This is a genomic window from Mesorhizobium sp. M4A.F.Ca.ET.022.05.2.1 (genome assembly GCF_003998845.1).
Taxonomy (GTDB): Bacteria; Pseudomonadota; Alphaproteobacteria; order Rhizobiales; family Rhizobiaceae; genus Mesorhizobium.
This window is the reverse complement of sequence record NZ_RZOJ01000032.1, coordinates 1-23,637: the sequence shown is the minus strand read 5'-3', so window position 1 is coordinate 23,637 and position 23,637 is coordinate 1. Positions and strand designations below refer to the sequence as shown.

Sequence of the window (23,637 nt, the reverse complement as noted above, 5' to 3'; positions counted from 1 at the left end):
TATTGAGCCATTCTCATAGTCTCATTCATGAGCAGTCCTGTGCGCAAGCATTGCTTTGCTAAATTCCCACCACAAGCGCGCCGCCGCTGAGACCCGCACCCGCTGCCGCCAAGAGGACTTTCTCGCCAGGCCGAAACGGCTGCGCCCGATGGGCCAGCGACAATGAGAGCGGGATCGTCGCGGCGGAAGAGTTGCCATATTCGGCGATCGTCTTGACGATCGAGTGATCAGCGATGCCGAGGTTCCTGCCGACCGCGTCGAAAATGCGCGCATTGGCCTGATGCGGCACGAAACGATCGAGGTCTTGCGGCCTCAGTCGGGCAGCAGTGAGCGCATCTCTCGAGCAGGCGGTCATCATCTCCACGGCCTTGCTGAATACTTCACGGCCGTCAGTGATCGTCATCCGTGTCTGCGCGAGGTCGAGGTCGGCATGGAACGGAGTGTTGCTTCCCCCGGCGGGAATCTGGATTAGCCCGTAGCGCGAGCCGTCGGAATCCACCGAAGCGCCGAGAATGCCTCGATCCGGGTCATCGCAAGGACTGATCACCATGGCGCCGGCGGCATCGGCAAACAGCACGGCGCTGGCGCGCTCGGCCAAATTGATGCGGTGGCTGAGGATGTTGGCGGCGATGACAAGGCTCGCTTTGCCGTGCAGGCGGGTGAACCCGTCGGCGAACATCAGCGCATAGATGAAGCCGGCGCAGGCGCCGGTCAGGTCGATCGCTCCGGCGCGGCCTAGCCCCAGCCGATGTGCGACCAGCGGCGCGCTTGGCGGCAGAAGGTGATCGGGCGTCGACGTGGCGAGCAAGAGTAGACCGACGTCGCCGCGGTCGATACCGGCATTGGTCAGCGCCATGTCGCCGGCAGAGGCGGCAAGGCCCGACAGCGTGTCTTCGTCTGTTGCCCAGAAGCGCGAGCGAATTCCGGTGCGCCGCTCGATCCAGCCGGGCTCAAGCCCGAGCCGGTCTTCGATTTCCGGGTTCTCGACCTTGCGCGCCGGCGCATGATGGCCGAAGCCGAGAACGCGCGACGATAGGTTCATGGCCGCGAGCCGAAGCGTTCGCCGGCCTCCTCTATCGCGTCATAGAGCCCGCCCAATTCGTCGCTGGTGATGCAATAGGGCGGTAGAAGATAGAGGACATTGCCGAGCGGGCGCACAAGTAGCCCCCGCTCAAGGAAAAAAGCGCGCAGTTTTGGCCCGATCTCGGCCAGATAACCGGCTGAGCCGGTGCGTAGGTCGAGTGCCGCGATGGTGCCGGTTGTCCGGCAGTCGGTGAAATATGGATTGACCCGGAAGCGTTGCAGCCCGGCGGCCTGCCTCGCGCTCAAGACCGCGATCCGCTCGGCCACCGGCTCGTCACGCCAGATCTCGACATTGGCAAGTGCTGCCGCGCAGGCGATCGGATTGGCGGTGTAGGAGCTCGAATGGAAAAACGTCTTCTTGCGATCCTCCGAAAAGTGAGCGTGGAAGATGGCATCGGTGGCGATCGTGGCGGCCAGCGGGATGGTACCACCGGTCAGACCTTTCGAGGTGCACAAGATGTCGGGCGAGACGGACGCCTGTTCGCAGGCAAACATGGTTCCGGTGCGCCCCCAGCCGGTCATCACTTCATCGGCGATCAGCAGCGTGCCGGAGGCTTCGGCGATCCTCTTCAATTCGGCAAGAACCCAGGCCGGATACATCAGCATGCCGCCGGCGCCAAGCACCAGCGGCTCGACGATCAGCGCGGCTGCGCGCCGGTCGCGGCTAACGGCCTCGAACCGATCCAGCGTTTCCTGCTCGCGCCCGGCGGCCGGGAAGGGGATGGCGTCGACCTCGAACAGCAAAGGATCATAGGCGGCGTTGAAGACGCCGCGGGCGCCGACGCTCATCGCCCCGATCGTGTCGCCATGATAGCTGTGCTCCATGACGGCGATGCGCGAACGCGGCGCGCCGATGTTGCGGAAATAGCCGAGCGCCATCTTCAGCGCGACTTCGACTGAGGTGGAGCCACTGTCGGAATAGAACACCCGGTCGAGGCCGGCGGGTGCGATGCCGATAAGCGCCTCGGCCAGCCGTTCGGCCGGCTCGTGGGTGAAGCCCGCGAAGATGATCTGGTCGAGGCTCGACGCGGTCGTCTCGATGGCCTTCATGATGCGGGGGTGGCGATGGCCATGGGTGACGACCCACCAGGAAGAAATCGCATCGAGGATGCGGAAGCCGTCGGCCTTGTGGAGATAGGCGCCTTCAGTCAGCACGATTTCAGGGACCGAGGGCTCTAGCGCGTGCTGCGTGAACGGATGCCAGACTCGAGACTCCGCCATCAGTCGCCTCCGGCAATCATGGCCAGGTCGAAGCCGGAAATCATTGCATCTCTCAACGTTTCACCCGTCAGCGGACCGAGGTGCGGCAGCCTGCCCAGCTGCGGCACGCCGCCGAATTCCACGATTGTCCTTTGTGTATCGGCCACCTCTTCGCCAATGAAGGCAATGCCGATGAGCGGGATGGAGCGGGCTCTCAGGGCCTCGATCGACAACAGCGTATGATTGATGGTGCCAAGCGCGGTGCGGGCGCACAGTATGACCGGCAGCCGCCATTGTTCGAATATGTCAATGAACCTTGTCTGTCGATTGAGCGGCACCATCAGCCCGCCGGCGCCTTCGATGACGAGCGGTGTCGGCAGGACCGGAAATGAAAGATCGTCGGCCTCGATCGCGACGCCGTCGATTTCGGCTGATCGATGCGGCGACAGCGGCATCGTCAGTCGATAGACTTCGGGCAGCACGCGTCCGTCGGGCAAGCCGGAAAGCCGGGCGACGACCTCGCTGTCGGTCTCCTCGTTGAGGCCCGATTGCACCGGCTTCCAGTAGAAGCCGTCGAGCAGCCCGGCAAGTCCGGCCGAAAACACTGTCTTGCCAATTCCAGTGTCTGTTCCGGTGACGACGATGCGTTTGGTCATGCTGTGGCCAACACTCCGACGAGAGCCTCGACCATGGCGGAAATGTCGGCTTCGTCGACGTTGAGAGTCAGCGAAATGCGCAGGCGCGACGTACCCTCAGGCACTGTCGGCGGGCGAATGCCGCGTATGTCGAAGCCGCGTGCCTGCAGTCCTGCCGCCACCGCCATGGTGCGGCTGTTATCGCCGATCACAAGCGGCTGGATCTGCGAACCGCTGGGCATCACGCCGCAGCGTTCGGCCAATTGCCGGCTCGCGAAAGCGACACGCTCGTGCAACTGAGCACGACGCATAGGCTCGTCAGACAGAATAGTCAGCGCCTCACGTGCCGCGACTGCCATCAGCGGCGATGGTGCGGTCGCATAGATGAATGGCCGGCACCGGTTGATAAGATAGTCGCACAGTGTTCGCGGTCCGGTAACGAGCGCGCCGGATGCGCCAAGCGCCTTGCCGCATGTGTGGAGCGTGACGATGTTGTCGCGGCCTTCATACGCGGCGGCCAGTCCCCGGCCGTCCGGTCCCCAGACGCCGGTGGCATGCGCTTCATCGACGACGATGAATGCCTGGTACCGATCAGCCAGCGCGACCAGGCTCTCCATCGGCGCACGGTCGCCATCCATGCTGTAAAGGCTTTCGAAGGCGATCCACACCCGCCCCATGCCGCCTTCGGCGCGCCAGCGGGTGATTGCGTCCTCGACAGCGTCGACGTCGTTGTGCGCGGCCAGCTTGAACTCAGCGCGCCCGGCCTGGGCACCCTCATGCATGCTGGCATGAGCGAGCTCGTCGAGGACCAGCAGGTCGCCTTTCTGCGGCAGGGCCGTCAGCAGAGCGAAGTTGGCGATATAGCCGCTGCCGAAGAACAGTGCACGCTCGGCTCCGAAAAATGCCGCTGCGTCCGCCTCCAGTTGCTCATGTTCCGGTGCATTGCCGCGCAACAGCCGCGATCCGGTGGCGCCCACTGGCGTGCCCCGCGCAATCGCCGTCGAAACCGCATCGCCCAGTCTTTTGGAGGCGGCAAGTCCGATATAGTCGTTCGACGAGAAGTCGAGCCCGGCGCGCGGTGCGAGCGTCCGCAACCGGTCCTTGCGCCCCAGTCCCCGCAAGGTTGCGTCATAGCGGGCAAGAATTGCCTCCTTCATTGCGTGGCGAGTTCCATAGGCTCAATGCCGAGGCGCCGGAACAGAAGGGTATCCTTGTCCTCGCCGGGATTTCCCGCCGTCAGCAGCGTGTCGCCGACAAAGATCGAATTGGCCCCGGCAAAGAAGCACAGCGCCTGCGTTTCGTCGCTCATCGCCGTCCTGCCGGCGGACAGCCTTACATAGGATTTCGGCATCATCACCCGCGCGAGCGCAACGATGCGGACGAAATCGATCGGATCGATGGCGTCGGCCGCGGCAAGCGGCGTGCCTTCGATGGGAATAAGCATGTTGATCGGCACGCTTTCCGGCGGCTCGGGCAGGTTCGCGAGCGTGACCAGCATGTCGATGCGATCGGTCTTTTCTTCTCCCATCCCGACAATGCCGCCGCAGCAGACTTTCATCCCAACCGCGCGCACGTGCCCAAGCGTTTCCAGCCGGTCGGCAAAAGTCCTGGTTGAAATAACCTCGCCATAGTAGCGCTCAGAGGTATCGATGTTGTGGTTATAGTAGTCGAGACCGGCCTGCTTCAGGCGAGCAGCTTGCTCAAGATCGAGCATGCCGAGCGTCATGCAGGTCTCCATGCCGAGGGCCTTGACGCCCTCAATCATGGCGACCACAACCTCCATGTCGCGCTCCTTGGGACTTCGCCACGCCGCGCCCATGCAATAGCGCGTTGCGCCGCCATCACGCGCCATGGCCGCTTCGTCGATGACATGCTTGACGTCCACCAGCTTCGACGCCTTCACACCGGTTTCGTAATGCGCAGACTGGCTGCAATAGCCGCAATCTTCGGGGCACCCGCCGGTCTTGATGCTAAGGAGCCGCGACAGCTGCACTCGGTTTCGATCGAAGTTCTGGCGGTGGATCGTCTGAGCTAGGAACAGCAGATCGTTGAATGGCATGCCGTAGATGGCCTCGGCCTCTTTGCGGTTCCATCGCGGAGGCGTTCCATCGACCGATTGCATGGTCTGGTTCACGTCGAACTCCGAGTTCATTCCAATCGTCATCGTCAAACCTTTGTTTGCTAGTCCGGTACGCCTTCTTGGCTTTGGGGCGCACTCGCTAAAGGCGAGCTGCGGCACGTCTTTCCAGCACCTCCTACGCCTGCCGAGCTGATGTTGCTCCTCACGCCGTAATCCTCAGTTCAAGTGCTTGCAGATGTTCTGGTGGTCCGGCATGTCCAGGCCGATGTCGAGGATCGGGGCGCTGTGCGTCAGCCAACCCATGGAGATGAGATCGACACCGGTCGCCGCAATCGCCGCCGCCGTTTTCGGCATCACCCGACCGGACGCCTCGGTGATCGTACGGCCATCCACTATAGAAACCGCGCGGGCAAGATCCTCGACCGACATATTGTCGAGCAGCACCGCGTCAACACCAATCGCGAGCGCTGCATCGAGCTGCTTCAGCGTGTCGACCTCGACCTCGACCTTCACCATATGCCCTGCTGCGGCGCGCGCCCGCTCTATTGCTGTGCGGATATCGCCGGCGATCGCGATGTGGTTGTCCTTTATGAGCACGCCGTCATCGAGGCCGAACCGGTGATTGGCACCGCCGCCGACGCGCACGGCGTATTTCTCCAATGCCCGCAGCCCGGGCGTCGTCTTTCGCGTCGATACAATCCTCGCCTTGTGACCGCGCACGGCCTCAACCATGGCCGCTGTGGCAGTGGCAATGCCGCTCAGCCGGCATAAGAAATTGAGGGCCGTGCGTTCGGCCGTGAGCAGGCCTCGTGCGGGTCCGGACAATCTTGCAATGGTTTCCCCGGCCCCAACCTCGCTGCCATCAGGGCGCCAGATCTGGATGTTGATCGCCGGTTCCACGAGAAGGAAGGCATACGAGACCAGATCGAGCCCGGCAACGACGCCCGCCTGCCTCGCTTTGAGCACCAACGTGGCAGTGCAATCATACGGGATAACCGCATCGGTGGTCAGGTCGCCGGATCTGCCCAGGTCTTCGAGGAGCGCAACGCGCACAATCGGTTCGATCAGGGTCGCGGGGAGGGGGGAGAATGAAGTCATATCAAGTGCTCCGTATGGTAGCCCGGCAATCGAGTGCGGCCGCGGCCCGCATTGCGCTGTGCAGTGTCAGCCGTGATGGGCGCACGTTGGCATCGTGGAGCGGGAAATCGGACCGACAGTGCGCGCCTCGACTCTCTTCCCGCCTCAGGGCCGCCGCGGCGATCATCAGTGAGACCAAAGCCGGACCAGAGGCAGCGACACTATTGGCTGCGATCGGCAGCAGGGTCGCCACCGCTTCGCGCATTGCCTCGCCGTCGCGGATGATACCCAGGGCGGCGGAGACAATCGGGCGGACCACGGAAGCGTCTGGTCGTGGAGGGACGAATGTGGAGCATCTGCGCGGTCGCCGGGTATACGACGTGCCGGCAACGCTTTCGGCAACCCAGCTCGCGGTGACCGCCGCTTCGGTGAGCGAGTTGCTGGCCAGGCGGTTGGCGCCGTGCAGGCCGGTACAGGCCACCTCACCGCAGGCCCACAATCCCTCGATGGAGCTGCGGCCGGCGCTGTCTACGGCGACGCCGCCCATGTGATAATGTGCCGCCGGGCGCACCGGGATCAGGTCGGTCGCGGGGTCGATTCCTGCGCTCCGGCACAATTCGGCGATGCCTGGAAAACGCTTGCCAAATCTCGGGCCGAGACTTTGCCGTGCGTCCAGGAATACGCGGCGTCCAACGGCAAGCTGGTGCCAAATGGCGCGCGCTACGACGTCGCGAGGCGCAAGTTCACCGCCAGGTGTGTCGGCGAGGAAGCGCTCTCCTCGCTCATCGATGAGCACCGCGCCTTCGCCACGCACGGCTTCGCTCACCAGCGGCATCGGCCGGCGCGGACCGTCGAGCGCAGTTGGATGGAACTGTATGAATTCCAAGTCGGCGAGTTCCGCCCCCGCCCATGCGGCGAGCGCCAGCCCGTGACCCCATGAGCCAGCGGGGTTTGTCGTGTCGCAAAACAGCCCGCCGACGCCGCCGGTCGCCAGCACCGCGCGACGCGTGGGCAGAGCGAGCGCGCCGGCTCGTCCTGCTGCGACCACGGCGATGACCGACCCGTCCTGCACGACCAGCCGGCGGACCTCCACATTTTCGATAATGGTGATCGAGGCTGTACGCCGAACCGCGGCGACGAGCGCGCGCACCAACTCGCGACCGGTGGCGTCGCCGGCTGCATGCACAATTCGCCGTCGCGAGTGTGCCGCCTCGAGCCCAAGTCGCAACGCGCGGTCAGGGTGCTGGTCGAAGTCGACGCCGAACCTTTGGATCGTCCTAATCGCTTCGGGTGCAGCTCGTACCACTCGCCGCACCGTGGCCTCATCGCAGAGTCCGTCGCCGGCAGCTATCGTGTCGCAAAGGTGAAAATCTGGGCCGTCGTCGCCCCCGAGACTTGCCGCAAGACCGCCCTGGGCAAGTTCACTGCAGGCTCCGGTTCCAAGCGGCGCGTTGGTCAAAAGCACGACCGGTTCCGGCGCCAGATGAAGCGCCGTCATCAGGCCGGCAATGCCGCCGCCGATGACGACCGGCGCCCCGGCGATGTCGCGAACCTCCAGACTCATAGGGAAAGCATGCGCTCGACCGCGCGGCGGGCGGGGCCGGCAATTTCGGGATCAATCCGGACCTCATGCCGGTTCTGCTCGAGTGCGGCGCGAATGTTGGCCAGGTTGATGCGCTTCATGTGCGGGCACAGATTGCATGGGCGAACGAACTCGACGTCGGGATGCGCGACCGCGACGTTGTCGCTCATCGAACATTCGGTCAGAAGGACGACACGCGTCGGTTTCTCACGCTCGACATAATCCGACATCGCCGCGGTCGAGCCGGAGAACTCCGCCTCCGCGACAACGTCTGGTGGGCATTCTGGATGGGCCAGCACGATGACGCCTGGATGGGCATCGCGCAGTTCCCGGATGTCTGCTGCGGTGAAGCGCTCATGCACCTCGCAATGGCCTTTCCAGGCGATGATCTCGACGTCTGTATCGGCTGCCACGTTCCTCGCCAGATATTCGTCCGGGAGCATCAGCACACGCGCCACGCCAAGCGATTCCACCACCGCCTTGGCGTTGCCGGACGTGCAGCAGATGTCGGACTCCGCTTTTACGGCGGCGGAAGTGTTGACGTAAGTAACAACGGGGACCCCCGGATACCGCAGCCGCATTAGCCGCACGTCGTTTGCCGTGATCGATTCGGCCAGCGAGCAGCCGGCGCGGAGATCCGGGATGAGCACGGTCTTGTTCGGATTGAGCAGTTTTGCCGTCTCGGCCATGAAATGAACGCCGGCAACCACGATGATGTCGGCGTCGACCGTCACCGCCTTGTGGGCCAACGCCAGGCTGTCGCCGACGATGTCTGCCACGCAATGAAAAATTTCGGGCGTCTGGTAATTGTGCGCCAGCACCACCGCATTGCGCTCACGCTTCAGCGCTAAGATGGCTTCAATATCGCCGGCGAACGCGAGCCATTCAACGGGTGGGATCACCCGCCGGACACGCTCATACAGGGACGCAGCCATAGGTAACGCCCCAGTCATTGGCGCCTCGATTATATTCGGTTTGACAATAAGGGAATATATCTACCTTGACTATAAGTATGTCAAGCCCGCGCCAGCGGTAATTTTGTCCCGGCGATAGCCCTGTCGTCGAGGACGGCATGCCGGAAGCGATAAAGCTTCGCCGGTCGGCCGCCCGTGTCGAGGGAGGTCTCCCCGGTCTCCTCAACAAGTTCCTGCTGCTCGACCAATCTCCGGAAGTTCGGCTTGTTGATCAGCCTGCCAGCCAAAGCTTCCACGGTTCGCTGCAGTTGCAGCAGCGTGAAGGAAGGCCGCATAAGCTCGAACACGACCGGCCGGTATTTGATCTTCGAACGCAGCCGCGCGATCCCGGTTGCCAGAATACGACGGTGGTCAGCGACCATTGGTTTGCCAGCCGCGGCCGCAATCGCGTCCCTGCCGCCACCGGCCTCCTCAATCAGACCAGCTTCATAGAGCAACTCGTAGCGTTGGAGCGTGAGTTCCTCGTTCCAATGGCGGTCGTCGAAGCCGAAGGCTATCGCAGCGCGCTGCCGGCGCTCGCGTTGAGTGGTCGGCTCGCTGGCGCCGCCGGCCCACTCAATCAGGCGGGGCCGCAATCTATCGAGCAGCACAGGCGGCGTGCCGAAGCGGTGGTCCTCCCAGGGAAAATATTCGTACCAACTTTGCCAGCCGCACGCGGCCGAGTTCGTTGCCTGTTCCTTCCTGGTCAATGCGAGATAGCTGATTGAGATGACGCGCTGGTGGCGCTCAGTGCCGATGCGATCGCGATCGGCGAAGGTGTAGAGTTGCTCGATGTATCCAAGTGCATGGCCGGTCTGCTGCTCCACCCACCCCCTCAAACCCGACTGCAGTGATCGATGCTCAAGGGCAAAAGGTCCAGAAGGGAGGGTGTCCGCATGACCGACTGTGAGGACACAGGGCTCACTGTCGTTTACGGCGACCACGACGGCAGTCAGGTCCACTTTGGCTTCGTCAGCTTTGACGGCGGCTTTGCCTTTCTTGGTTCTTCTTGTCTGAGGATCCATGTTTGCGAAAGCGGGTTGGCCCAACGGAGCGCCTTAATCGATTGAATGTAACCTTGGAAGCCAGCACGTCAACACCAGAGTACTCAAGCGCTGTTTTTAGCTCTTCGCAGTCGCACAAAAATATGCCAAACGCGACACCCGCTGTTGGTAACGTAAGGGAAGGGGCCTCGGTTGAGCGCGGCTGGTGAGATAAAAGGGATGACTCCTCCAGATATTCGATCGCGAAAAGGCCAGACGCCACTTGTATGCTTGACGGCCTACACCACGCCGGTCGCGAGGCTGCTCGATCGCCACTGCGACATCGTTCTTGTCGGCGACAGCGTCGGCATGGTGCTGCACGGCCTGTCGTCGACGCTGGGGGTCACGCTCGACATGATGATCATGCACGGACAGGCCGTTCGCCGCGGCCTTGAACACGCGCTGATGGTCGTCGACCTGCCCTTCGGTTCCTACGAGGAAAGCCCAGAGCACGCTTTCGGCAACGCTGCGCGCGTGATGGGTGAGACCGGTTGTTCAGCGGTAAAGATCGAGGGCGGCGAGACCATCTCGGAAACCATCCGCTTCCTTACCGCGCGCGGCGTACCTGTCATGGCCCATGTGGGCCTGACGCCGCAGGCGGTAAACACGTTTGGAGGCTATCGTGTGCAGGGCCGGGGAGCCGATGCAGAGCGGATCAGGCGCGACGCCAGGGCGGTAACCGAAGCGGGCGCCTTCTCCTTGGTGCTGGAAAAGATACCGGAGCAGCTTGCACGGCAGATAACCGCCGATATCGACATACCCACAATCGGCATCGGTGCCTCGCCAGCTTGCGACGGCCAGATTCTGGTGAGCCACGATATGCTCGGGCTCTTCACCTCATTTCGGCCGAAGTTCGTCAAACGCTATGCCGAGCTCGGTGAGCAGGCTGAGGCGGCAATCGCCGCTTACGCCACCGATGTGCGGAACCGGCACTTTCCGGCGGTCGAACATCTCTATGTCAACGCCTTGAAGGCCGGTGACTTCACATGAGCGTGCCGATCGCTCGAACCGTGAGCGAGCTGCGCGGCGTCGTTGCGCAATGGCGTCGCTCGGGTGCCACGATCGGTATTGTGCCGACCATGGGAGCCTTGCACGACGGGCATCTGAGCCTCGTGCGGAAGGCGCTCGAAAGGGCCGAGCGGGTGATCGTGACGCTGTTCGTAAACCCCAAGCAGTTCAACAGCCCCGCCGACCTGATTGCCTACCCTCGGACGGAAAGCGACGATGCTGCCAAGCTCGCTCTGCTGGGCACGCATCTGCTCTATGTGCCGGACACAGAGGAAATGTACCAGGTGGGCTTCGCCACGGCCGTTTCAGTGTCCGGCATCAGCGAATGCCTTTGCGGCGCATTCCGGCCCGGCCATTTCAATGGCGTGGCGACGGTCGTGGCCAAGCTCTTCCTGCAGGCCGGCGCTGACTTCGCCTTTTTTGGCGAAAAGGATTTTCAGCAACTTCAGCTTGTCAGGCGCTTGGTCCGGGATCTCGACATTCCGATCACTATTGTGCCCTGTCCGACAGTCCGCGAAGCCGATGGTCTTGCGCTATCGTCGCGTAACGTGCGGCTCTCCCCAGCCCAACGCGCCATTGCCCCAAAACTAGCATCGGTCCTGCTCGATACGGCCGAGCGGCTTGCACGCGGCTCCCCCATCCTGCCTACGCTTGATGAAGCGCGTGCAGCAATTCTGGCTGCCGGCTATCGCGAGCTCGAATACCTGGAGCTGCGCGGAGAAACAGACCTGCAATCGTTAGCAAGCCTTGACCGACCGGCACGCTTGCTTGCTGCGGCTTGGCTTGGCGACACGCGGCTCATCGATAACGTCGCAATATCACCCATCGGTAGTTGGTCAGGTGGGCGGAGCTCTCTCCAATCGGAAGCAGCACAGCAATTGCGGTGATGACGGCGGCGCGTCGTATGCCCTGCAGGGACAGGCCATCATTTAGAACCACGTCTCCGTCGGCTTCCAGCAACCTCCGCGAGGTACGCTAAGCGCAGATGCATCGCGTATTTGAAACCTTGGTCGAGCAACTCTCTGCAAGCGTCGATGCCGTCGATCTCCATGAGGCAATGGCGTCCGCCGCAGCCGGGTTCGACTTTCCGCTCTTCGCTTATTTCACCTACCCATCCGCTTCCGGCGACAGGCCGCGATTGATCTCGAATTATCCATCATCATGGACATCACATTACCTGCAACAGCGCTACCACAGCGTGGATCCCGTGATCCTGCGGGGACTGCGGGGCTGGGATACCTTCGACTGGGGTGTGGACCGCGATCACCGTTATTTGCCGACCTCTCAGCAGGAAGTCCTGGAAAAAGCAGCTGAGTTCGGCATTCGCGGCGGACTGACCATGTCGATGCATGATCATCGCGGCCGGTTCGCCGCACTGACCTTCGCCTCCAACGAGGCGCATCCGCCATTTCTGAGGTCGCTGACGCGCTACGAAAAAGCAATGCAACTGGTTGCGATCAACGTTCATATCCATGCCCGGCGCAGGCTCGCCGAAGATTGCGTGGTAGATGGCATAACGCTCACCCGGCGGGAGTTCGAGTGCCTGAAATGGGCGGCGTGCGGCAAGTCGGCCTGGGATATCAGCCAGATTCTCGGTGTCTCGAAACGCACCGTGACCTTCCATCAGGAAAACGCCAAGGCGAAGCTTGGCGTGCGAACCATCAACCAGGCCGTAGTGCGGATGGCTGCTCGGGCGAGATCCTGATCCTCTCCAAGTCTAGCTGTAAAGGTCTACAGGCTGCATTCATGACGGCTTTGCCCTTCGATTGCGTGGACACATCCCGCACGGAGACGACAATGATGCAGCTGATAACACCCGACTGCTACGCCGAGTTTGCGAGCGAACTCAAGGAAATGCACGGACTTAGGTATCGGGTTTTCAAGAAGCGGCTCGATTGGGAAGTGCAGACCGAAGGCGAAATGGAAACGGACCCGTTTGACAGCCTGAACCCCGTCTACCTGCTTCTCAAGGGGTCCGATTGGCGAACTTGCGGCTGCGTCCGCCTTTTGCCGACCACCGGACCGACAATGTTGCGCGATACGTTTCCGACGCTGCTGGATGAGATGGTGGTCCCTGCGAGTGCCGATATCTGGGAGAGTAGTCGTTTCGCGCTCGATCTCCCTGCGACAGCGCCGAAGGCAGCTGGCGGCCTGGCCCAAGCAACCTACGAGCTCTTCGCGGGGATCATCGAATTCGGCTTGGCCAACAATCTCTCCGGGATCGTAACGGTGACAGATACGCGCATCGAAAGGATCCTTCGTCTCGCCACCTGGCCGTTGTCACGTATCGGACAGCCCAAGCAGGTCGGCAACACCGAGGCAGTCGCCGGCTTCCTCGATATTTCCTACGCCAGTCTCTTGCGCATCCGCTGGAGGGGACGCCTCAACGGGCCGGTGTTGTGGCAACCAGTTCTCATCCAATCGGCATAGCGCCTGCGGATGCTCAGCCGTGACTTGAGTTAAGTCTGCTCACGGCCGCCACCGCCGCCGTGAGGGTGAGCGGACCCGCCCCCACGAGCTTTCGACTGTTCCGGTCGATTGGCTCGCGCGGCCGGACTTTGGATTTCCGTAGGCGCAACCCGCAGTCCAGCGTGAGCACGCCAAAATGGCGCCCCTCCGCTTCGTCCAAAGAAGCCAACGTGGCTTCTGAGGTCGTCTTAGAATATTGGACCGGCCGCCGTGAGCGATCGCAACCTCAAACCTTTGCCGGTATGCCGGTTTGGCCGGACCGTCGGCCAGTCGGAGCAGTCCCCTGATAAGGACCCGAGCTGACGCGCGGTCCAACAGCGCCCGAGCCTATGCTTTGTGCATTACCGTTCGGTTGGCCATGTCGTCCAAGACCGCATGAAGAAGGCTTCCAACCTCCTGCGCAGCGAGCTCTGGCGCAATTCCTACATCGGACAATTGAATGAGCATTTTCTTGGCAGCACAGCGCCAGAACGCACTCGCCGCCTCGCCGTTCTTGGTCTCGAGGGCCTGGGCGATACTTTCGACCAATATACGTCGCCGATGCAGCGGAAATACGCAAATGTTTGATTCATGCATCAATCACCTCACAGATTCAGTTCCACAAAGAAAAACACCGGCGTCTTCAAAAGAGCCCCGCTAGCGCGGTGACGGTTCGCGGCGACATGACGAGTTCCACTTCCCCATCGACAAGCTATTGGGAGATGAGCCGCCGGACCGCATATCCGGGACCGCACATAAGGTGAACCACCATTGCTCATCCGGCTGCATTTTCCTGGGCCGTTCGACGAGGCGTTCCAGCCGAATTGACGTCCAATGACTTGATCTCTGAAAGGGCAGGGCGGTACGAATCACCCGATTGTTCCGCTGCTTACATTCCTGCGAGCTTGTGTATGAACGATTAAAGCGTGCCCGAGCCGTTCTTGGTGGCCGCCGCAGAAGGGAATCATGTCATCCGCTGCCTATCGTAGGCGGCGCGACTTCTAGCATGACTGCACTGCCCCGACAGGGCTTTGCAATCGCGCGTTTCGAAGCCTATGCTTTGGCATCGGCCGGCATTTACTTCGGTGCAGCCGACAGTAAGACGTACGCGCTCTTGCCCCGTTGGAAGAGAGCCTTGCCCGATCCCTCTTTCGCGACCAGGTGCTGAAGCCCTCACCCCGCAGGACTTCGCGCTTTTGCGACCATCGCTGCATCACGTCGAACCGGGCATCAAGGACCAGTTGGAGGTCGCGCATCAGCCGATCAAGAACGTATATTTTCCCGAGAGGGGCATCGCGTCGGTGGTCGCCACCATGACCGGCGGGCGGCAAGGTGAAGTCGGCATTGTCGGCTATGACGGGATGAAAGGAATTGCCGTCATTCTCGGAAAGGAAAGCACTACCTGGCGCCTGCCGGTTGAAAACCTTCGCCCTGCGATTAGCCCGTCGCTTCGCACCTCAGTGCTGGATTATGCCCACGCGTTCCTCGTCCAATCATGCCGGACGGCACTGGTCAATGGCCACTCCAAGATCGAAGAACGGCTGGCCCGCTGGCAGCTGATGGTCCACGACCGTGCGGAAGGAGATAAGATCCTCCCGACGCATGAATTTCTGGCGACCATGCTCGCGCCCACCGCCCGGGGTCACCACGGCCCTGCAAATGCTTGAGTATCGAGGACTGGTGCACGCCAAGCGCGGCGAGATCACGATCATCGACCGTGCCGGATTGATAAAGCTCACACATGGCGCTTATGACAAGGAGGAGCAGCGTTATTTCGGCCTGGCCGCTGCCTGAAGCATGTCGGTTGAAACGGGTTCAGCCGACGTCTCCTTGCCCCTCACCAGGTCGCCCAAAAGCATCAGCGGTTTTGAACGAATCGCAGCTATTGTCCGCAATCGGACATAGGCTTGAAGGCGGTCGAATTCGTGCCATAAGTCGGGTTGGTCAGGGTTCAGGGAGGAATTCGTCATGACCAATTCGTTTCACACCGTCACCGTCGAAAAAGCCGCAGAAGCCTATGTCCTTTCCAGGGGAAGGGTCCGCTTTCTCTCCATGGCGCAGGCGATCCGCGCCATCCGAACACTAATGCCGGCATGCAAGGCCACCGACCGCGAGTTGGAGGAACTGTTGGCGGCCGCTTCCTTCGTTCATGGCGTGCCCGTCGCCTTCGACACAAAAACAGCCGATGGTGTAGAACCACGGCTGCATTCCTAAGAGGGCATGCCGCGCCATGCAGACTGTCAGAGGGCATTCGTCAGATGGTAGTCCGCTAACTTAACTGCAGAGTCTAAAGGACGTGTTCCAGCATTGCGAACTCACCGATCGCTTTGTTGCCAAAGCTGCCAGCAAGCGATCGCCTCATCCAGCCGTTTGCACCATCTCATCACAGACATCATCGCGATGCTACCTGTCCAGCATATGTCCAGCATTTCGCAAGGCGGCCAGAAGGAGCCTCGCATAGCCTGTGACATCGATCTGGGCCTGCATCGAAAGGGGCATGCTGGTCCAGTTCTCCAACGGTGCAATGAAAGGTGAGAAGGTGCCATTGACTAGGCAACAACAGCTAACAAGGCCCTCTCGGTCCAATGCCACCACACCGATCTTGTCGCCTGGATATCCAATGGCTGCGACTCGCTGGACCTCCAGGTCACCGTCCACCCGCACGTCAAAAAGAAGGCTACCACGGCTCCTCGTGGCTATCTCAGCCGCCTTCTCATCAAAGCTTGAAGAGAGCAAGCGGACGCTTTCCACCGCCATCTGGAAAATCACCAAATCCAGTTCATTCACGGCCATATGGGCATTTCCGCGCAACGGGTGGTGATTGCAATGACACATACTGCTTGTTCACAGATGTCGGTCACGAACGATCATTCGTCGGGTTCCGGTTCCGACCAACGGTGTCGCCACCTGATCGTGCTGCGGTTCGAACCTTCCGAACGCGAGCCGAGCGCGCTATGAGGTTGGAGTCTAGGTCTCGGACCCTGCCTCGCGGCCTTCTCATCTTTGGCAGACCCGTTGCAACGCCGCCGCGATGGCGCAAACGCCAGATGACGCTGATCCATCGCTTGATCGTGAACTGAGCTTCTGAACACCATTGGGACAGCAGGGTGGAAGGGCTTGACCAACGCTGCCCCCGTTTTCCAAGAGGACCCGTCCTCGATTGAATCTTTCGAGCCCCGTGCGGCGCGCAGCCAAATGATGACGATCTGGACTCAGCTCGCAGACCGCAAGGCAAAGAGGGAACCTTCCAGGCAGCCAAGCTGCTCGACGCAAAGAGCGGCCTTTGGAGTTCCCAAGAATCGACCCTTCCATAGTTGCGACAGGCAACCACTGCACGAGTGTGGGAGAGCGAATCGCAAGCATTGCGTGAGGTCCTGCGCGTTTTCCCCTCTTTGCTATTTGGCACATCGTTTGCGCCGAAGTGGGCGCAGCGTTCGACCGGAGCACTGCATGGGAGAGGGAGGAGCCCCACCCCGATCCGGTCAAGGAGAGAGACGGTGTTGGTTCCAAGAGTTCCCCGCGCGATCGCAGCGCCCCGCAAGCGCCATTTTGCCCGGACCTACGTGCAGGTACTTGCCGCCATAATCCTGGGTGCCGCAATCGGCTATTTCCATTTGGAGACCGGCCACAGCCTGAAGCCGCTCGGCGATGCCTTCGTCGATGTCGTCAAGATAATCACCGTACCTGTCATCTTCCTGACAATGGCGACCGGCATTGCCGGCATGAGCGATCTGCAGAAGGTCGGCCGAGTTGCCGCCAAGGCGATGGTCTATTTTCTCACCTTTTCGACGCTCGCTTTTGTTGTCGGGCTGATTGTCGCGAATATCGTTCAGCCTGGCGCCGGCCTCAACATCGATCCGGCCTCGCTCGATGTCCAAGCCGTTAAGGGCTATGTGGCCACGGCTCACGAGCAGTCCGTGACCAGCTTCCTGATGAACATCATCCCGTCAACGATTGCCAATGCCTTCGCGGAAGGCGACATCCTGCAAGTCTTGTTCCTCTCGGTCCTGTTCGGCGCGGTCTGCCGCTACAACGGCCGCTCGCTCTTCTCTCTCGTCCGATACATCAAGGACGAGCTGCTGCTCGCAATGTCCTCCTCAGAGGCCGCGCTGGCCTCGCTCATGGAGAAGATGGAAAGGGCCGGCGCCACGCATTCGGTCGTGGGTCTCATTCCATTCAATCTGGACGGCACGAATATGATGCTCGCCGCCCTTTTCATCGCCCAAGCGACGAAAACTGATCTCCCGATCGGCTGCCGGATCCTCATGCTGTTTGTCGCATTGTTCCCTTCGAACGGAACAACCCGCATTACCGGTGCAGGCCTCGTCACAATGGCTGCAACGCTCTTTCTTGTTCCGGCCGCACCGGTCACCTCCGTGGGGCTTATTCTTGGCGTCGATCAGCTTATGTCCGAATGCCACGCGCTGACGGTTTTTCTCCGCAGCGTAGCGGCAACGCTGGCTGTCACCCGGTCCGGGGCGAGCGGGATAAACGACGATTCGGGGAGCGCCTCACTAGCGGACCGTTCAGCGCTCCGGCGGTGGACGGTCAAGTCGCCCGGCGTGGTGAACACAATTCCCCGTGCGAACGACGCTCAGCTATTGGGGTGGACCCGATGGCGCAAAGCCGTATTTGAGAAACCGCCAGATCGCACCGGCACCTGTGCGCCTGTAGCAACTGCGGGGCACGATCAAAACTGACCCATTTTACACCAAAAAGGCGGCCGTTGCTGCCACGCCGTCCATGGATTGGAGACTCATGTCTAAGCCGACTGCCATCACTGTCGCAGCTCTTCTTTTACTCCTCGCCTTGCTGGCGAGCCAATATAGCGCGAACCTGCACCGGCAGGCGTGGTCGACCGACAGGCAAAAGTGGAGCGGCGCATTCGACAACGATCTCCTTCGCCAATCGCCGGCAACCCGCAAGGCGATGCCGTTCTGGTCATATTCAATGACTACCACAACTGTCCGCATTGCAGACTGGCTGATATCAACTACCAAAAAGCCTTCAAGCATGAACCCAATCTGAAGCTTGTGATCAAACAGTTCCCGGTCCTGGGACCGGATTCCCAATTCCCAGCCTTCGCCGCACTCGCCTCGAGAAAACAGGGAAAGTTCGACGAATTCCACCGCGCCCTTATGATTTCCCCCAGTTGAAGGGTCACTCTCAAGATCGCAGCGCGTGTAGGCCTTGACGTTGAGCAGCTCAAGCGGGAATGCAAGATCCGGCCATCGCAGATGAAATGCGCGGTCCGCGCACTCGCGAAAGGTCTGCACTTAGACGGTACGCCCGCGTTGGTGGTCGGCGATATAGTGGTCGCCGACCTTGTGGACATGGCCAGCTTGCAACGCTTGCATCGCCGATGCGCGCTCAAAGCGTGCTGGCTCTCGTGCGGGGCAGCATCTGTAGACCGGCCACGCTGTTGTTGCCGGAGCGTGCCGTTTGTGGCAGCTGGCTTTGCTGTCGCTCCTCGTAATCTTGTTGCGGTCATCCAGCTGCCGTGGGCGCCAACAACAATCCTGAGCGCCCGCGCCTGAAGTCGCTGGCCGGGTGCTCGTGAACCGAGCCCGCTTTTCTTCGGCAAGCTCAGGCGGTCTTGGCCCTGCGGCATCGCCCCCTGGCGCGGGGCAGCCTTCGGCTGCTGACGGTCGCCGGCCTGTCGGCCGGCGTCTTTCTATTGTGGCCTTCCCCCTGGCGCAGGGTGGGCAGCACTCCCTTCTAGGCCCGCCGCGGCGTCCCGCAACCCTTCGCTTGTCGCTTTCGGGTCCTCCACTCCGTTCCGGTCCTGCTGATGCAGTCCGCCTCCGACGGCGGGCCTTTCCGGTCGCTTTTGCCGCCCACCCCGCTTCCGGGGAGGGCGCGCGATTGTAGAGCGGAGGACATCACGATGCGTGCAAACAACAAACGTTGCGGCAGCCGACAGGCTGGCGCAGACAGTGGCGGGCGCACCGGCGCCAGCCTTTATCAGGAAATCACCGACCGCATCATTGCCGAACTGGAGCGCGGCACCGTGCCATGGGTCAAGCCGTGGGGCAGGGCAAGGACAGGCCTCGGCCTGCCGCGGAATGCGGCCACCCAGCGCCGATATTCCGGCATCAATATCCTGATCCTGTGGGGCGCGGTCATCGAGCGCGGTTTCCCCAGCCAGAACTGGCTCACCTTCCGGCAGGCGCTTTCGCTTGGCGGCAATGTCAGGAAGGGCGAGCACGGCACCACCATCGTTCACGCTGACCGCTTTGTTCCCAAGAACGAAAAGCAACGCGCCGACACCGATGGCGACGAACCGCAGGCGGTGCCCTTCCTGAAGCGCTTCACCGTCTTCGATGTCGCGCAGTGCGATAATCTGCCCGAACATCTTTACGCCGCCGGCGAGCCTCTGCCTGAGCGCGAGATGGTCCCGCAGGCCGAGGCGCTCATTCATGCAACCGGCGCTGATTTTCGCATCGGCGGCGAGCGCGCCTTCTACATGCCCGGCAGCGACACCATACAGGTGCCGCCGCAGCCGGCTTTCTTCCACCAGATCGACTATTACCGGACCTGCTTTCACGAGCTTGGACACTGGACCGGCCACCCGAGGCGACTCGCGCGCGACCTGTCCGGCTCCTTCGGGTCCAACACCTATGCGCGCGAGGAACTGGTCGCCGAAATCGCATCAGCCTTCATCTGCAGCAGTCTCGGCATCGAGCCGAGCGTGCGCCATGCCGACTACATCGGCTCATGGCTGACGGTTTTGCGCGAGGACAACCGCGCCATCTTCCGCGCCGCAAGCCATGCCTCGAAAGCCGCCGATTTCCTGCTTGGCCGCAATGTCGATGTCGAAGGCGAGGCACATGCCGAAACCGCCTATGGGAGCGCGCAATCCTCACACGCGACCGCCTTGCGCCTCTGATGACGCAAAGCCGCGCGCAACCAACTCGACAGTTCTTTTGAGGTTGCCCTAACGCCGATGGCCGGCGTTGGCGTCGATCGTTCATCGGACCGAGGTTCGCAAAAAAAGAGGGCGGCATTGATGCCGCCCTCTCGTTGCGAAAGCTGCCAGAGCTGGATTAGAAATCCATGCCGCCCATGCCGCCCATGCCGCCGCCGCCCATGCCGCCAGGCATGCCGCCGCCAGCCGACTCCTTCTTCGGAGCCTCCGCGATCATGGCTTCGGTGGTGACCAGCAGGCCGGCGACCGAGGCCGCGTCCTGAAGAGCCGTACGGACAACCTTGACCGGATCGACGATACCCATGGCGATCATGTCGCCATACTCGCCGGTCTGGGCGTTGTAGCCGAAGGTCGCGCCCTTGTTCTCAAGGATCTTGCCGGCAACGATCGATGCTTCCGCACCGGCGTTGGCCGCGATCTGGCGGGCCGGAGCCTGAAGCGCACGACGCACGATGTTGATGCCGGCGGCCTGGTCGGCATTGACGCCGGTGGCCTTGATGTTGGCCGAAGCGCGCAGCAGCGCGACGCCACCACCAGCAACGATGCCTTCTTCGACGGCCGCGCGGGTCGCGTTGAGGGCGTCATCGACGCGGTCCTTCTTTTCCTTGACTTCGACTTCCGTCGCACCGCCGACGCGGATCACCGCAACGCCGCCGGCGAGCTTCGCCAGACGTTCCTGCAGCTTCTCCTTGTCGTAGTCCGAGGTGGTCTCCTCGATCTGCTGCTTGATCTGGGCGACGCGGCCCTGGATCTCGGCCTTCTTGCCGGCGCCGTCGACGATGGTGGTGTTCTCCTTGGAGATCGACACCTTCTTGGCGCGGCCGAGCATGTTGAGGCCGACGTTCTCGAGCTTGATGCCGAGGTCTTCCGAGATGACCTGGCCACCGGTGAGGATGGCGATGTCTTCCAGCATGGCCTTGCGGCGGTCACCGAAGCCCGGAGCCTTGACGGCGGCGATCTTCAGGCCACCGCGCAGCTTGTTGACGACCAGCGTGGCCAGCGCCTCGCCTTCGACGTCTTCCGAGATGATGAGCAGCGGCTTCGAGGTCTGCACGACAGCCTCGAGCACCGGCAGCATGGCCTGCAGGTTGGACAGCTTCTTCTCGTGGAGGAGAATGTAGGCGTCTTCCAGATCGGCGACCATCTTGTCGGCGTTGGTGACGAAGTAGGGCGACAGGTAGCCGCGGTCGAACTGCATGCCTTCGACGACTTCCAGCTCGGTCTCGGCGGTCTTGGCTTCCTCGACGGTGATGACGCCTTCGTTGCCGACCTTCTGCATCGCTTCCGCGATCATGGCGCCGACCGACTCGTCGCCATTGGCCGAGATCGTGCCGACCTGAGCGACTTCCTCGGAGGTCTTGATCTTCTTGGCGGCCTTGCCGAGAGCGACGACGACTTCGGTCACGGCGAGGTCGATGCCGCGCTTCAGGTCCATCGGGTTCATGCCTGCGGCAACCGCCTTGTGGCCTTCCTGGACGATCGCCTGGGCGAGAACGGTCGCGGTCGTGGTGCCGTCGCCGGCGATGTCGTTGGTCTTCGAAGCGACTTCGCGGACCATCTGCGCGCCCATGTTCTCGAACTTGTCCTCAAGTTCGATCTCCTTGGCGACGGTGACGCCGTCCTTGGTGATGCGCGGGGCGCCGAACGACTTGTCGATGACGACGTTGCGGCCCTTGGGGCCCAGCGTCACCTTCACCGCGTCGGCAAGGATGTTGACGCCGCGCAGCATGCGCTCGCGGGCATCACGGGAGAATTTTACGTCTTTTGCAGCCATTGTAAGCTCCTGGCAGGGGTTCGGGGCGAACCCGCAGATTCAAGATTCAGTTGACGGTGAGGCCGATGTTCAGCCGATGATGCCCATGATGTCGGATTCCTTCATGATCAGAAGGTCTTCGCCATTGAGCTTGACTTCGGTGCCGGACCACTTGCCGAACAGGATGCGGTCGCCGGCCTTGACGTCGAGCGGCACGAGCTTGCCGGCTTCGTCGCGAGCGCCGGAGCCGACGGCGATGATCTCGCCCTCCTGCGGCTTCTCCTTCGCCGTATCCGGGATGATGATCCCGCCGGCGGTCTTGGATTCGGATTCGACCCGGCGAACGACCACGCGGTCATGAAGCGGGCGGAACTTGGACTTTGCCATAAGTGTCTTCCTCGATGAGAACGGTGAGAACTGTTCCTCCATCCGGCGAGGCCGGATATGAGTTAGCACTCACGCAAGGCGAGTGCTAACGTGGCGCTGAGATAGGCCGGAGGGTTTCGAGAGTCAAGGCGCGCGCAAGGAACGAACCGCGCGAAATTTTTCCCGGCCTGGATTCGCATCAGGAACGCGGTCTTTCGCTGATGGGATCGCGAAGGAATTTCATAGGTGCCCCTTAGCGCCTTGGCGAGCGCAGCACCAGCAGCGGGCAACGTTCGGCGAGCCCGTAGGTGCCGGTCGGAACGACGCCGACATTGTCGAAGAACGCATGCGCCTCGCCAATCACCGCGTCAGCCGGGGCGAAGCTGTAGATAGCCGAAGAGTTGCGGTAGACGTCGATGGTGCCGATGACCGGCAGGTCCCATCCGGTGCGCGCCGAAAGCTCCACGCGATCGGGGAAAATCGCTTCAAATTGTTCGAAGATTCTCGTCACCGGTATGATGTAGTCGGGCACGCCGCTGATTGCGGTCATGGCCACGCGCCATTTGAGCTCGTGGAAGGTCGAGACGCCACCGCCCAGCGCCAGGGCGCGGACATCCTTCGGGTCGTCCGGGGTTTCGGGAGAGGCGTAAAGCCTTATGCCGGCGCGGCCGTCGGCCTTGAGCACGCTCGCGATCGCCAAAAAAAGCGCCCGTCTTGCTTCGGCGTCGCCGATCGCCGAGAGACATCCATCGCCGATCAGCGCGTCGATGCTCGCACCGGGAAACGGCAGGTCGAACCAGTCGCCTCGCACCGCCTTGCGCATATCGGTGTCGCCCGGCCAGATGCCGGCGATCATGTCGGCGGACTCGTCGACCGCAATCATTGTGGCGCCAAGTCCGGCGAGCTCCGGTGTCACGCCGAGCATGACGACGTGCGATTGCGCAAGCTCGAGCTCGCGTTCATAGGCCTCGACCACCTGAGCCGGCGGCCGCAACGGCGAGCCGAGCAACTGCCAGTGTTTGCGAATTGCATTCCAGTGCTCTGTCATGCAAACCCTGGGTTGGTTAGCGCATTGTATTCGATCGAATAATCGAGGACGCTCGAGAAGCCAATGGGGCGCATGGCACGCATCGCGGTCATCACGCATGAGTTCGACCGGTTTCAGAGCCGGCGTGGGCTGCTGCTACGCCGTGATAGCCCGTATATGCTCTTCGACCTGCTGGAAGAGCTGAAGCGCCGTGGCCATTCGGTCCGGATCCTTGCCGGCACGGCGGCCAGGCCGGAAGCCGACATCGCGGTACTGCATGTCGACGCGACCGTGACGCCGGCCGAATATGTCGAATACGCGCGCGCCTTTCCCTTCTGCCTCAACATCGGCGCCACCGACATCTCCAAGCGTCGCGTTAGCGGTGCCGTGATCGGCAGGGGCGACGGTTGGCAAGGGCCCGTCATCGTGAAGAGCAGCCTGAACAACCTCGGGA

Annotated in this window: 24 protein-coding genes and 1 pseudogene; 10 read left to right on the top strand and 15 right to left on the bottom strand. The window is 61.9% G+C overall.

Annotated elements, in window-relative coordinates; genetic code table 11:
- Positions 1-58: 58 nt before the first annotated feature.
- From EN745_RS06280 to EN745_RS06240, 9 genes are all read right to left on the bottom strand, one after another.
- On the bottom strand, positions 59-1,042 hold the full coding sequence (locus EN745_RS06280; protein ID WP_126063924.1) for a beta-ketoacyl-ACP synthase III: 984 nt from the start codon (positions 1,040-1,042) through the stop codon (positions 59-61).
- Complete coding sequence (locus EN745_RS06275) at positions 1,039-2,304, bottom strand: adenosylmethionine--8-amino-7-oxononanoate transaminase (RefSeq protein WP_126080683.1); 1,266 nt, start codon at positions 2,302-2,304, stop codon at positions 1,039-1,041. The genes EN745_RS06280 and EN745_RS06275 overlap by 4 nt, the downstream gene beginning before the upstream one ends.
- Positions 2,304-2,939, bottom strand: a complete 636-nt coding sequence (gene bioD / locus EN745_RS06270) for a dethiobiotin synthase (RefSeq protein ID WP_063169254.1) — start codon at positions 2,937-2,939, stop codon at positions 2,304-2,306. Before bioD ends, EN745_RS06275 begins: the two co-directional genes overlap by 1 nt.
- Positions 2,936-4,075 carry an 8-amino-7-oxononanoate synthase gene (locus EN745_RS06265; protein ID WP_024505572.1) on the bottom strand — a complete coding sequence of 380 codons (1,140 nt, stop codon included), beginning with the start codon at positions 4,073-4,075 and terminating at the stop codon, positions 2,936-2,938. Before EN745_RS06265 ends, bioD begins: the two co-directional genes overlap by 4 nt.
- Positions 4,072-5,040, bottom strand: coding sequence for a biotin synthase BioB (gene bioB / locus EN745_RS06260; protein WP_245454882.1), 969 nt, complete (start codon positions 5,038-5,040; stop codon positions 4,072-4,074). The genes EN745_RS06265 and bioB overlap by 4 nt, the downstream gene beginning before the upstream one ends.
- A gap of 174 nt (positions 5,041-5,214) precedes the next feature.
- On the bottom strand, positions 5,215-6,096 hold the full coding sequence (gene nadC / locus EN745_RS06255) for a carboxylating nicotinate-nucleotide diphosphorylase (protein ID WP_024505570.1): 882 nt from the start codon (positions 6,094-6,096) through the stop codon (positions 5,215-5,217).
- A 1-nt stretch (position 6,097) separates the two neighbouring features.
- Entirely contained in the window at positions 6,098-7,639 is a 1,542-nt protein-coding gene (locus tag EN745_RS06250) for an L-aspartate oxidase (RefSeq protein WP_024505569.1), read from the bottom strand.
- Positions 7,636-8,610, bottom strand: a complete 975-nt coding sequence (gene nadA, locus EN745_RS06245) for a quinolinate synthase NadA (protein WP_126063925.1) — start codon at positions 8,608-8,610, stop codon at positions 7,636-7,638. Before nadA ends, EN745_RS06250 begins: the two co-directional genes overlap by 4 nt.
- A gap of 62 nt (positions 8,611-8,672) precedes the next feature.
- Positions 8,673-9,635 carry a hypothetical protein gene (locus EN745_RS06240; RefSeq protein ID WP_126063926.1) on the bottom strand — a complete coding sequence of 321 codons (963 nt, stop codon included), beginning with the start codon at positions 9,633-9,635 and terminating at the stop codon, positions 8,673-8,675.
- 171 nt (positions 9,636-9,806) lie between these two features.
- Between EN745_RS06240 and panB the strand changes: the two genes are divergently transcribed.
- The 4 genes from panB (at position 9,807) to EN745_RS06220 (ending at position 13,091) form a co-directional block, all read left to right on the top strand.
- On the top strand, positions 9,807-10,643 hold the full coding sequence (gene panB, locus EN745_RS06235) for a 3-methyl-2-oxobutanoate hydroxymethyltransferase (protein ID WP_126063927.1): 837 nt from the start codon (positions 9,807-9,809) through the stop codon (positions 10,641-10,643).
- A complete protein-coding gene (gene panC, locus EN745_RS06230) occupies positions 10,640-11,548 on the top strand; it encodes a pantoate--beta-alanine ligase (protein WP_024505565.1) in 909 nt (302 codons plus the stop codon). Before panB ends, panC begins: the two co-directional genes overlap by 4 nt.
- A 98-nt stretch (positions 11,549-11,646) precedes the next feature.
- Complete coding sequence (locus EN745_RS06225; RefSeq protein ID WP_126057768.1) at positions 11,647-12,366, top strand: LuxR family transcriptional regulator; 720 nt, start codon at positions 11,647-11,649, stop codon at positions 12,364-12,366.
- 92 nt (positions 12,367-12,458) lie between these two features.
- Positions 12,459-13,091: an acyl-homoserine-lactone synthase gene (locus EN745_RS06220; RefSeq protein ID WP_126057769.1), complete on the top strand. Its 633-nt coding sequence runs from the start codon at positions 12,459-12,461 to the stop codon at positions 13,089-13,091.
- A 366-nt stretch (positions 13,092-13,457) separates the two neighbouring features.
- Here the strand turns inward: EN745_RS06220 and EN745_RS36840 are convergent, their stop codons facing one another.
- On the bottom strand, positions 13,458-13,706 hold the full coding sequence (locus tag EN745_RS36840) for a DUF6074 family protein (RefSeq protein ID WP_063169245.1): 249 nt from the start codon (positions 13,704-13,706) through the stop codon (positions 13,458-13,460).
- A gap of 599 nt (positions 13,707-14,305) precedes the next feature.
- Between EN745_RS36840 and EN745_RS06210 the strand changes: the two genes are divergently transcribed.
- The 3 genes from EN745_RS06210 to EN745_RS06205 all read left to right on the top strand — a co-directional run bounded on the left by EN745_RS06210 (position 14,306) and on the right by EN745_RS06205 (position 15,323).
- Positions 14,306-14,776 carry a hypothetical protein gene (locus EN745_RS06210; RefSeq protein ID WP_245454734.1) on the top strand — a complete coding sequence of 157 codons (471 nt, stop codon included), beginning with the start codon at positions 14,306-14,308 and terminating at the stop codon, positions 14,774-14,776.
- Positions 14,769-14,903 (top strand): hypothetical protein, encoded by a 135-nt coding sequence (locus EN745_RS37445; protein WP_256754986.1) that lies wholly within the window; start codon positions 14,769-14,771, stop codon positions 14,901-14,903. Before EN745_RS06210 ends, EN745_RS37445 begins: the two co-directional genes overlap by 8 nt.
- A 174-nt stretch (positions 14,904-15,077) precedes the next feature.
- Complete coding sequence (locus EN745_RS06205; protein WP_063169243.1) at positions 15,078-15,323, top strand: hypothetical protein; 246 nt, start codon at positions 15,078-15,080, stop codon at positions 15,321-15,323.
- A gap of 189 nt (positions 15,324-15,512) precedes the next feature.
- Here the strand turns inward: EN745_RS06205 and EN745_RS06200 are convergent, their stop codons facing one another.
- Positions 15,513-15,902 (bottom strand): hypothetical protein, encoded by a 390-nt coding sequence (locus EN745_RS06200; RefSeq protein WP_024505560.1) that lies wholly within the window; start codon positions 15,900-15,902, stop codon positions 15,513-15,515.
- A gap of 707 nt (positions 15,903-16,609) precedes the next feature.
- On the opposite strand from EN745_RS06200, the gene EN745_RS06195 reads away from it, so the two are divergent.
- Positions 16,610-17,809 carry a cation:dicarboxylase symporter family transporter gene (locus EN745_RS06195; protein WP_306462679.1) on the top strand — a complete coding sequence of 400 codons (1,200 nt, stop codon included), beginning with the start codon at positions 16,610-16,612 and terminating at the stop codon, positions 17,807-17,809.
- 6 nt (positions 17,810-17,815) lie between these two features.
- On the opposite strand, the gene EN745_RS36835 is transcribed toward EN745_RS06195, so the two are convergent.
- Positions 17,816-18,385: a hypothetical protein gene (locus EN745_RS36835; protein ID WP_245454735.1), complete on the bottom strand. Its 570-nt coding sequence runs from the start codon at positions 18,383-18,385 to the stop codon at positions 17,816-17,818.
- Between the two features lie 611 nt (positions 18,386-18,996).
- Between EN745_RS36835 and EN745_RS06185 the strand changes: the two genes are divergently transcribed.
- Positions 18,997-19,998, top strand: a complete 1,002-nt coding sequence (locus EN745_RS06185; RefSeq protein WP_126059319.1) for a zincin-like metallopeptidase domain-containing protein — start codon at positions 18,997-18,999, stop codon at positions 19,996-19,998.
- 157 nt (positions 19,999-20,155) lie between these two features.
- On the opposite strand, the gene groL is transcribed toward EN745_RS06185, so the two are convergent.
- The 3 genes from groL to EN745_RS06170 all read right to left on the bottom strand — a co-directional run bounded on the left by groL (position 20,156) and on the right by EN745_RS06170 (position 23,204).
- On the bottom strand, positions 20,156-21,811 hold the full coding sequence (gene groL / locus EN745_RS06180; protein WP_127420786.1) for a chaperonin GroEL: 1,656 nt from the start codon (positions 21,809-21,811) through the stop codon (positions 20,156-20,158).
- 69 nt (positions 21,812-21,880) lie between these two features.
- Positions 21,881-22,177, bottom strand: a complete 297-nt coding sequence (groES, locus tag EN745_RS06175; protein WP_006203049.1) for a co-chaperone GroES — start codon at positions 22,175-22,177, stop codon at positions 21,881-21,883.
- 232 nt (positions 22,178-22,409) lie between these two features.
- Positions 22,410-23,204 carry a class I SAM-dependent methyltransferase gene (locus EN745_RS06170; RefSeq protein WP_127420785.1) on the bottom strand — a complete coding sequence of 265 codons (795 nt, stop codon included), beginning with the start codon at positions 23,202-23,204 and terminating at the stop codon, positions 22,410-22,412.
- A gap of 72 nt (positions 23,205-23,276) precedes the next feature.
- Between EN745_RS06170 and EN745_RS06165 the strand changes: the two are divergent.
- A pseudogene (locus tag EN745_RS06165) lies at positions 23,277-23,637 on the top strand (hypothetical protein); the annotation flags it as partial.

Excerpts from the sequence above, each read along its gene's own strand:
- EN745_RS06275 (WP_126080683.1), bottom strand. The coding sequence starts at position 2,304 with ATGGCGGAGTCTCGAGTCTGGCATCCGTTCACGCAGCACGCGCTAGAG.
- EN745_RS06240 (WP_126063926.1), bottom strand. The coding sequence starts at position 9,635 with ATGGATCCTCAGACAAGAAGAACCAAGAAAGGCAAAGCCGCCGTCAAA.
- EN745_RS06250 (WP_024505569.1), bottom strand. The coding sequence starts at position 7,639 with ATGAGTCTGGAGGTTCGCGACATCGCCGGGGCGCCGGTCGTCATCGGC.
- panC (WP_024505565.1), top strand. The coding sequence starts at position 10,640 with ATGAGCGTGCCGATCGCTCGAACCGTGAGCGAGCTGCGCGGCGTCGTT.
- bioB (WP_245454882.1), bottom strand. The coding sequence starts at position 5,040 with ATGCAATCGGTCGATGGAACGCCTCCGCGATGGAACCGCAAAGAGGCC.
- EN745_RS06200 (WP_024505560.1), bottom strand. The coding sequence starts at position 15,902 with ATGGCCGTGAATGAACTGGATTTGGTGATTTTCCAGATGGCGGTGGAA.
- EN745_RS06265 (WP_024505572.1), bottom strand. The coding sequence starts at position 4,075 with ATGAAGGAGGCAATTCTTGCCCGCTATGACGCAACCTTGCGGGGACTG.
- EN745_RS06280 (WP_126063924.1), bottom strand. The coding sequence starts at position 1,042 with ATGAACCTATCGTCGCGCGTTCTCGGCTTCGGCCATCATGCGCCGGCG.
- EN745_RS06220 (WP_126057769.1), top strand. The coding sequence starts at position 12,459 with ATGATGCAGCTGATAACACCCGACTGCTACGCCGAGTTTGCGAGCGAA.
- EN745_RS06170 (WP_127420785.1), bottom strand. The coding sequence starts at position 23,204 with ATGACAGAGCACTGGAATGCAATTCGCAAACACTGGCAGTTGCTCGGC.
- EN745_RS37445 (WP_256754986.1), top strand. The coding sequence starts at position 14,769 with ATGCTTGAGTATCGAGGACTGGTGCACGCCAAGCGCGGCGAGATCACG.
- EN745_RS06205 (WP_063169243.1), top strand. The coding sequence starts at position 15,078 with ATGACCAATTCGTTTCACACCGTCACCGTCGAAAAAGCCGCAGAAGCC.
- EN745_RS36840 (WP_063169245.1), bottom strand. The coding sequence starts at position 13,706 with ATGCATGAATCAAACATTTGCGTATTTCCGCTGCATCGGCGACGTATA.
- EN745_RS06225 (WP_126057768.1), top strand. The coding sequence starts at position 11,647 with ATGCATCGCGTATTTGAAACCTTGGTCGAGCAACTCTCTGCAAGCGTC.
- bioD (WP_063169254.1), bottom strand. The coding sequence starts at position 2,939 with ATGACCAAACGCATCGTCGTCACCGGAACAGACACTGGAATTGGCAAG.
- groL (WP_127420786.1), bottom strand. The coding sequence starts at position 21,811 with ATGGCTGCAAAAGACGTAAAATTCTCCCGTGATGCCCGCGAGCGCATG.
- EN745_RS06185 (WP_126059319.1), top strand. The coding sequence starts at position 18,997 with ATGCGTGCAAACAACAAACGTTGCGGCAGCCGACAGGCTGGCGCAGAC.
- nadC (WP_024505570.1), bottom strand. The coding sequence starts at position 6,096 with ATGACTTCATTCTCCCCCCTCCCCGCGACCCTGATCGAACCGATTGTG.
- groES (WP_006203049.1), bottom strand. The coding sequence starts at position 22,177 with ATGGCAAAGTCCAAGTTCCGCCCGCTTCATGACCGCGTGGTCGTTCGC.
- nadA (WP_126063925.1), bottom strand. The coding sequence starts at position 8,610 with ATGACTGGGGCGTTACCTATGGCTGCGTCCCTGTATGAGCGTGTCCGG.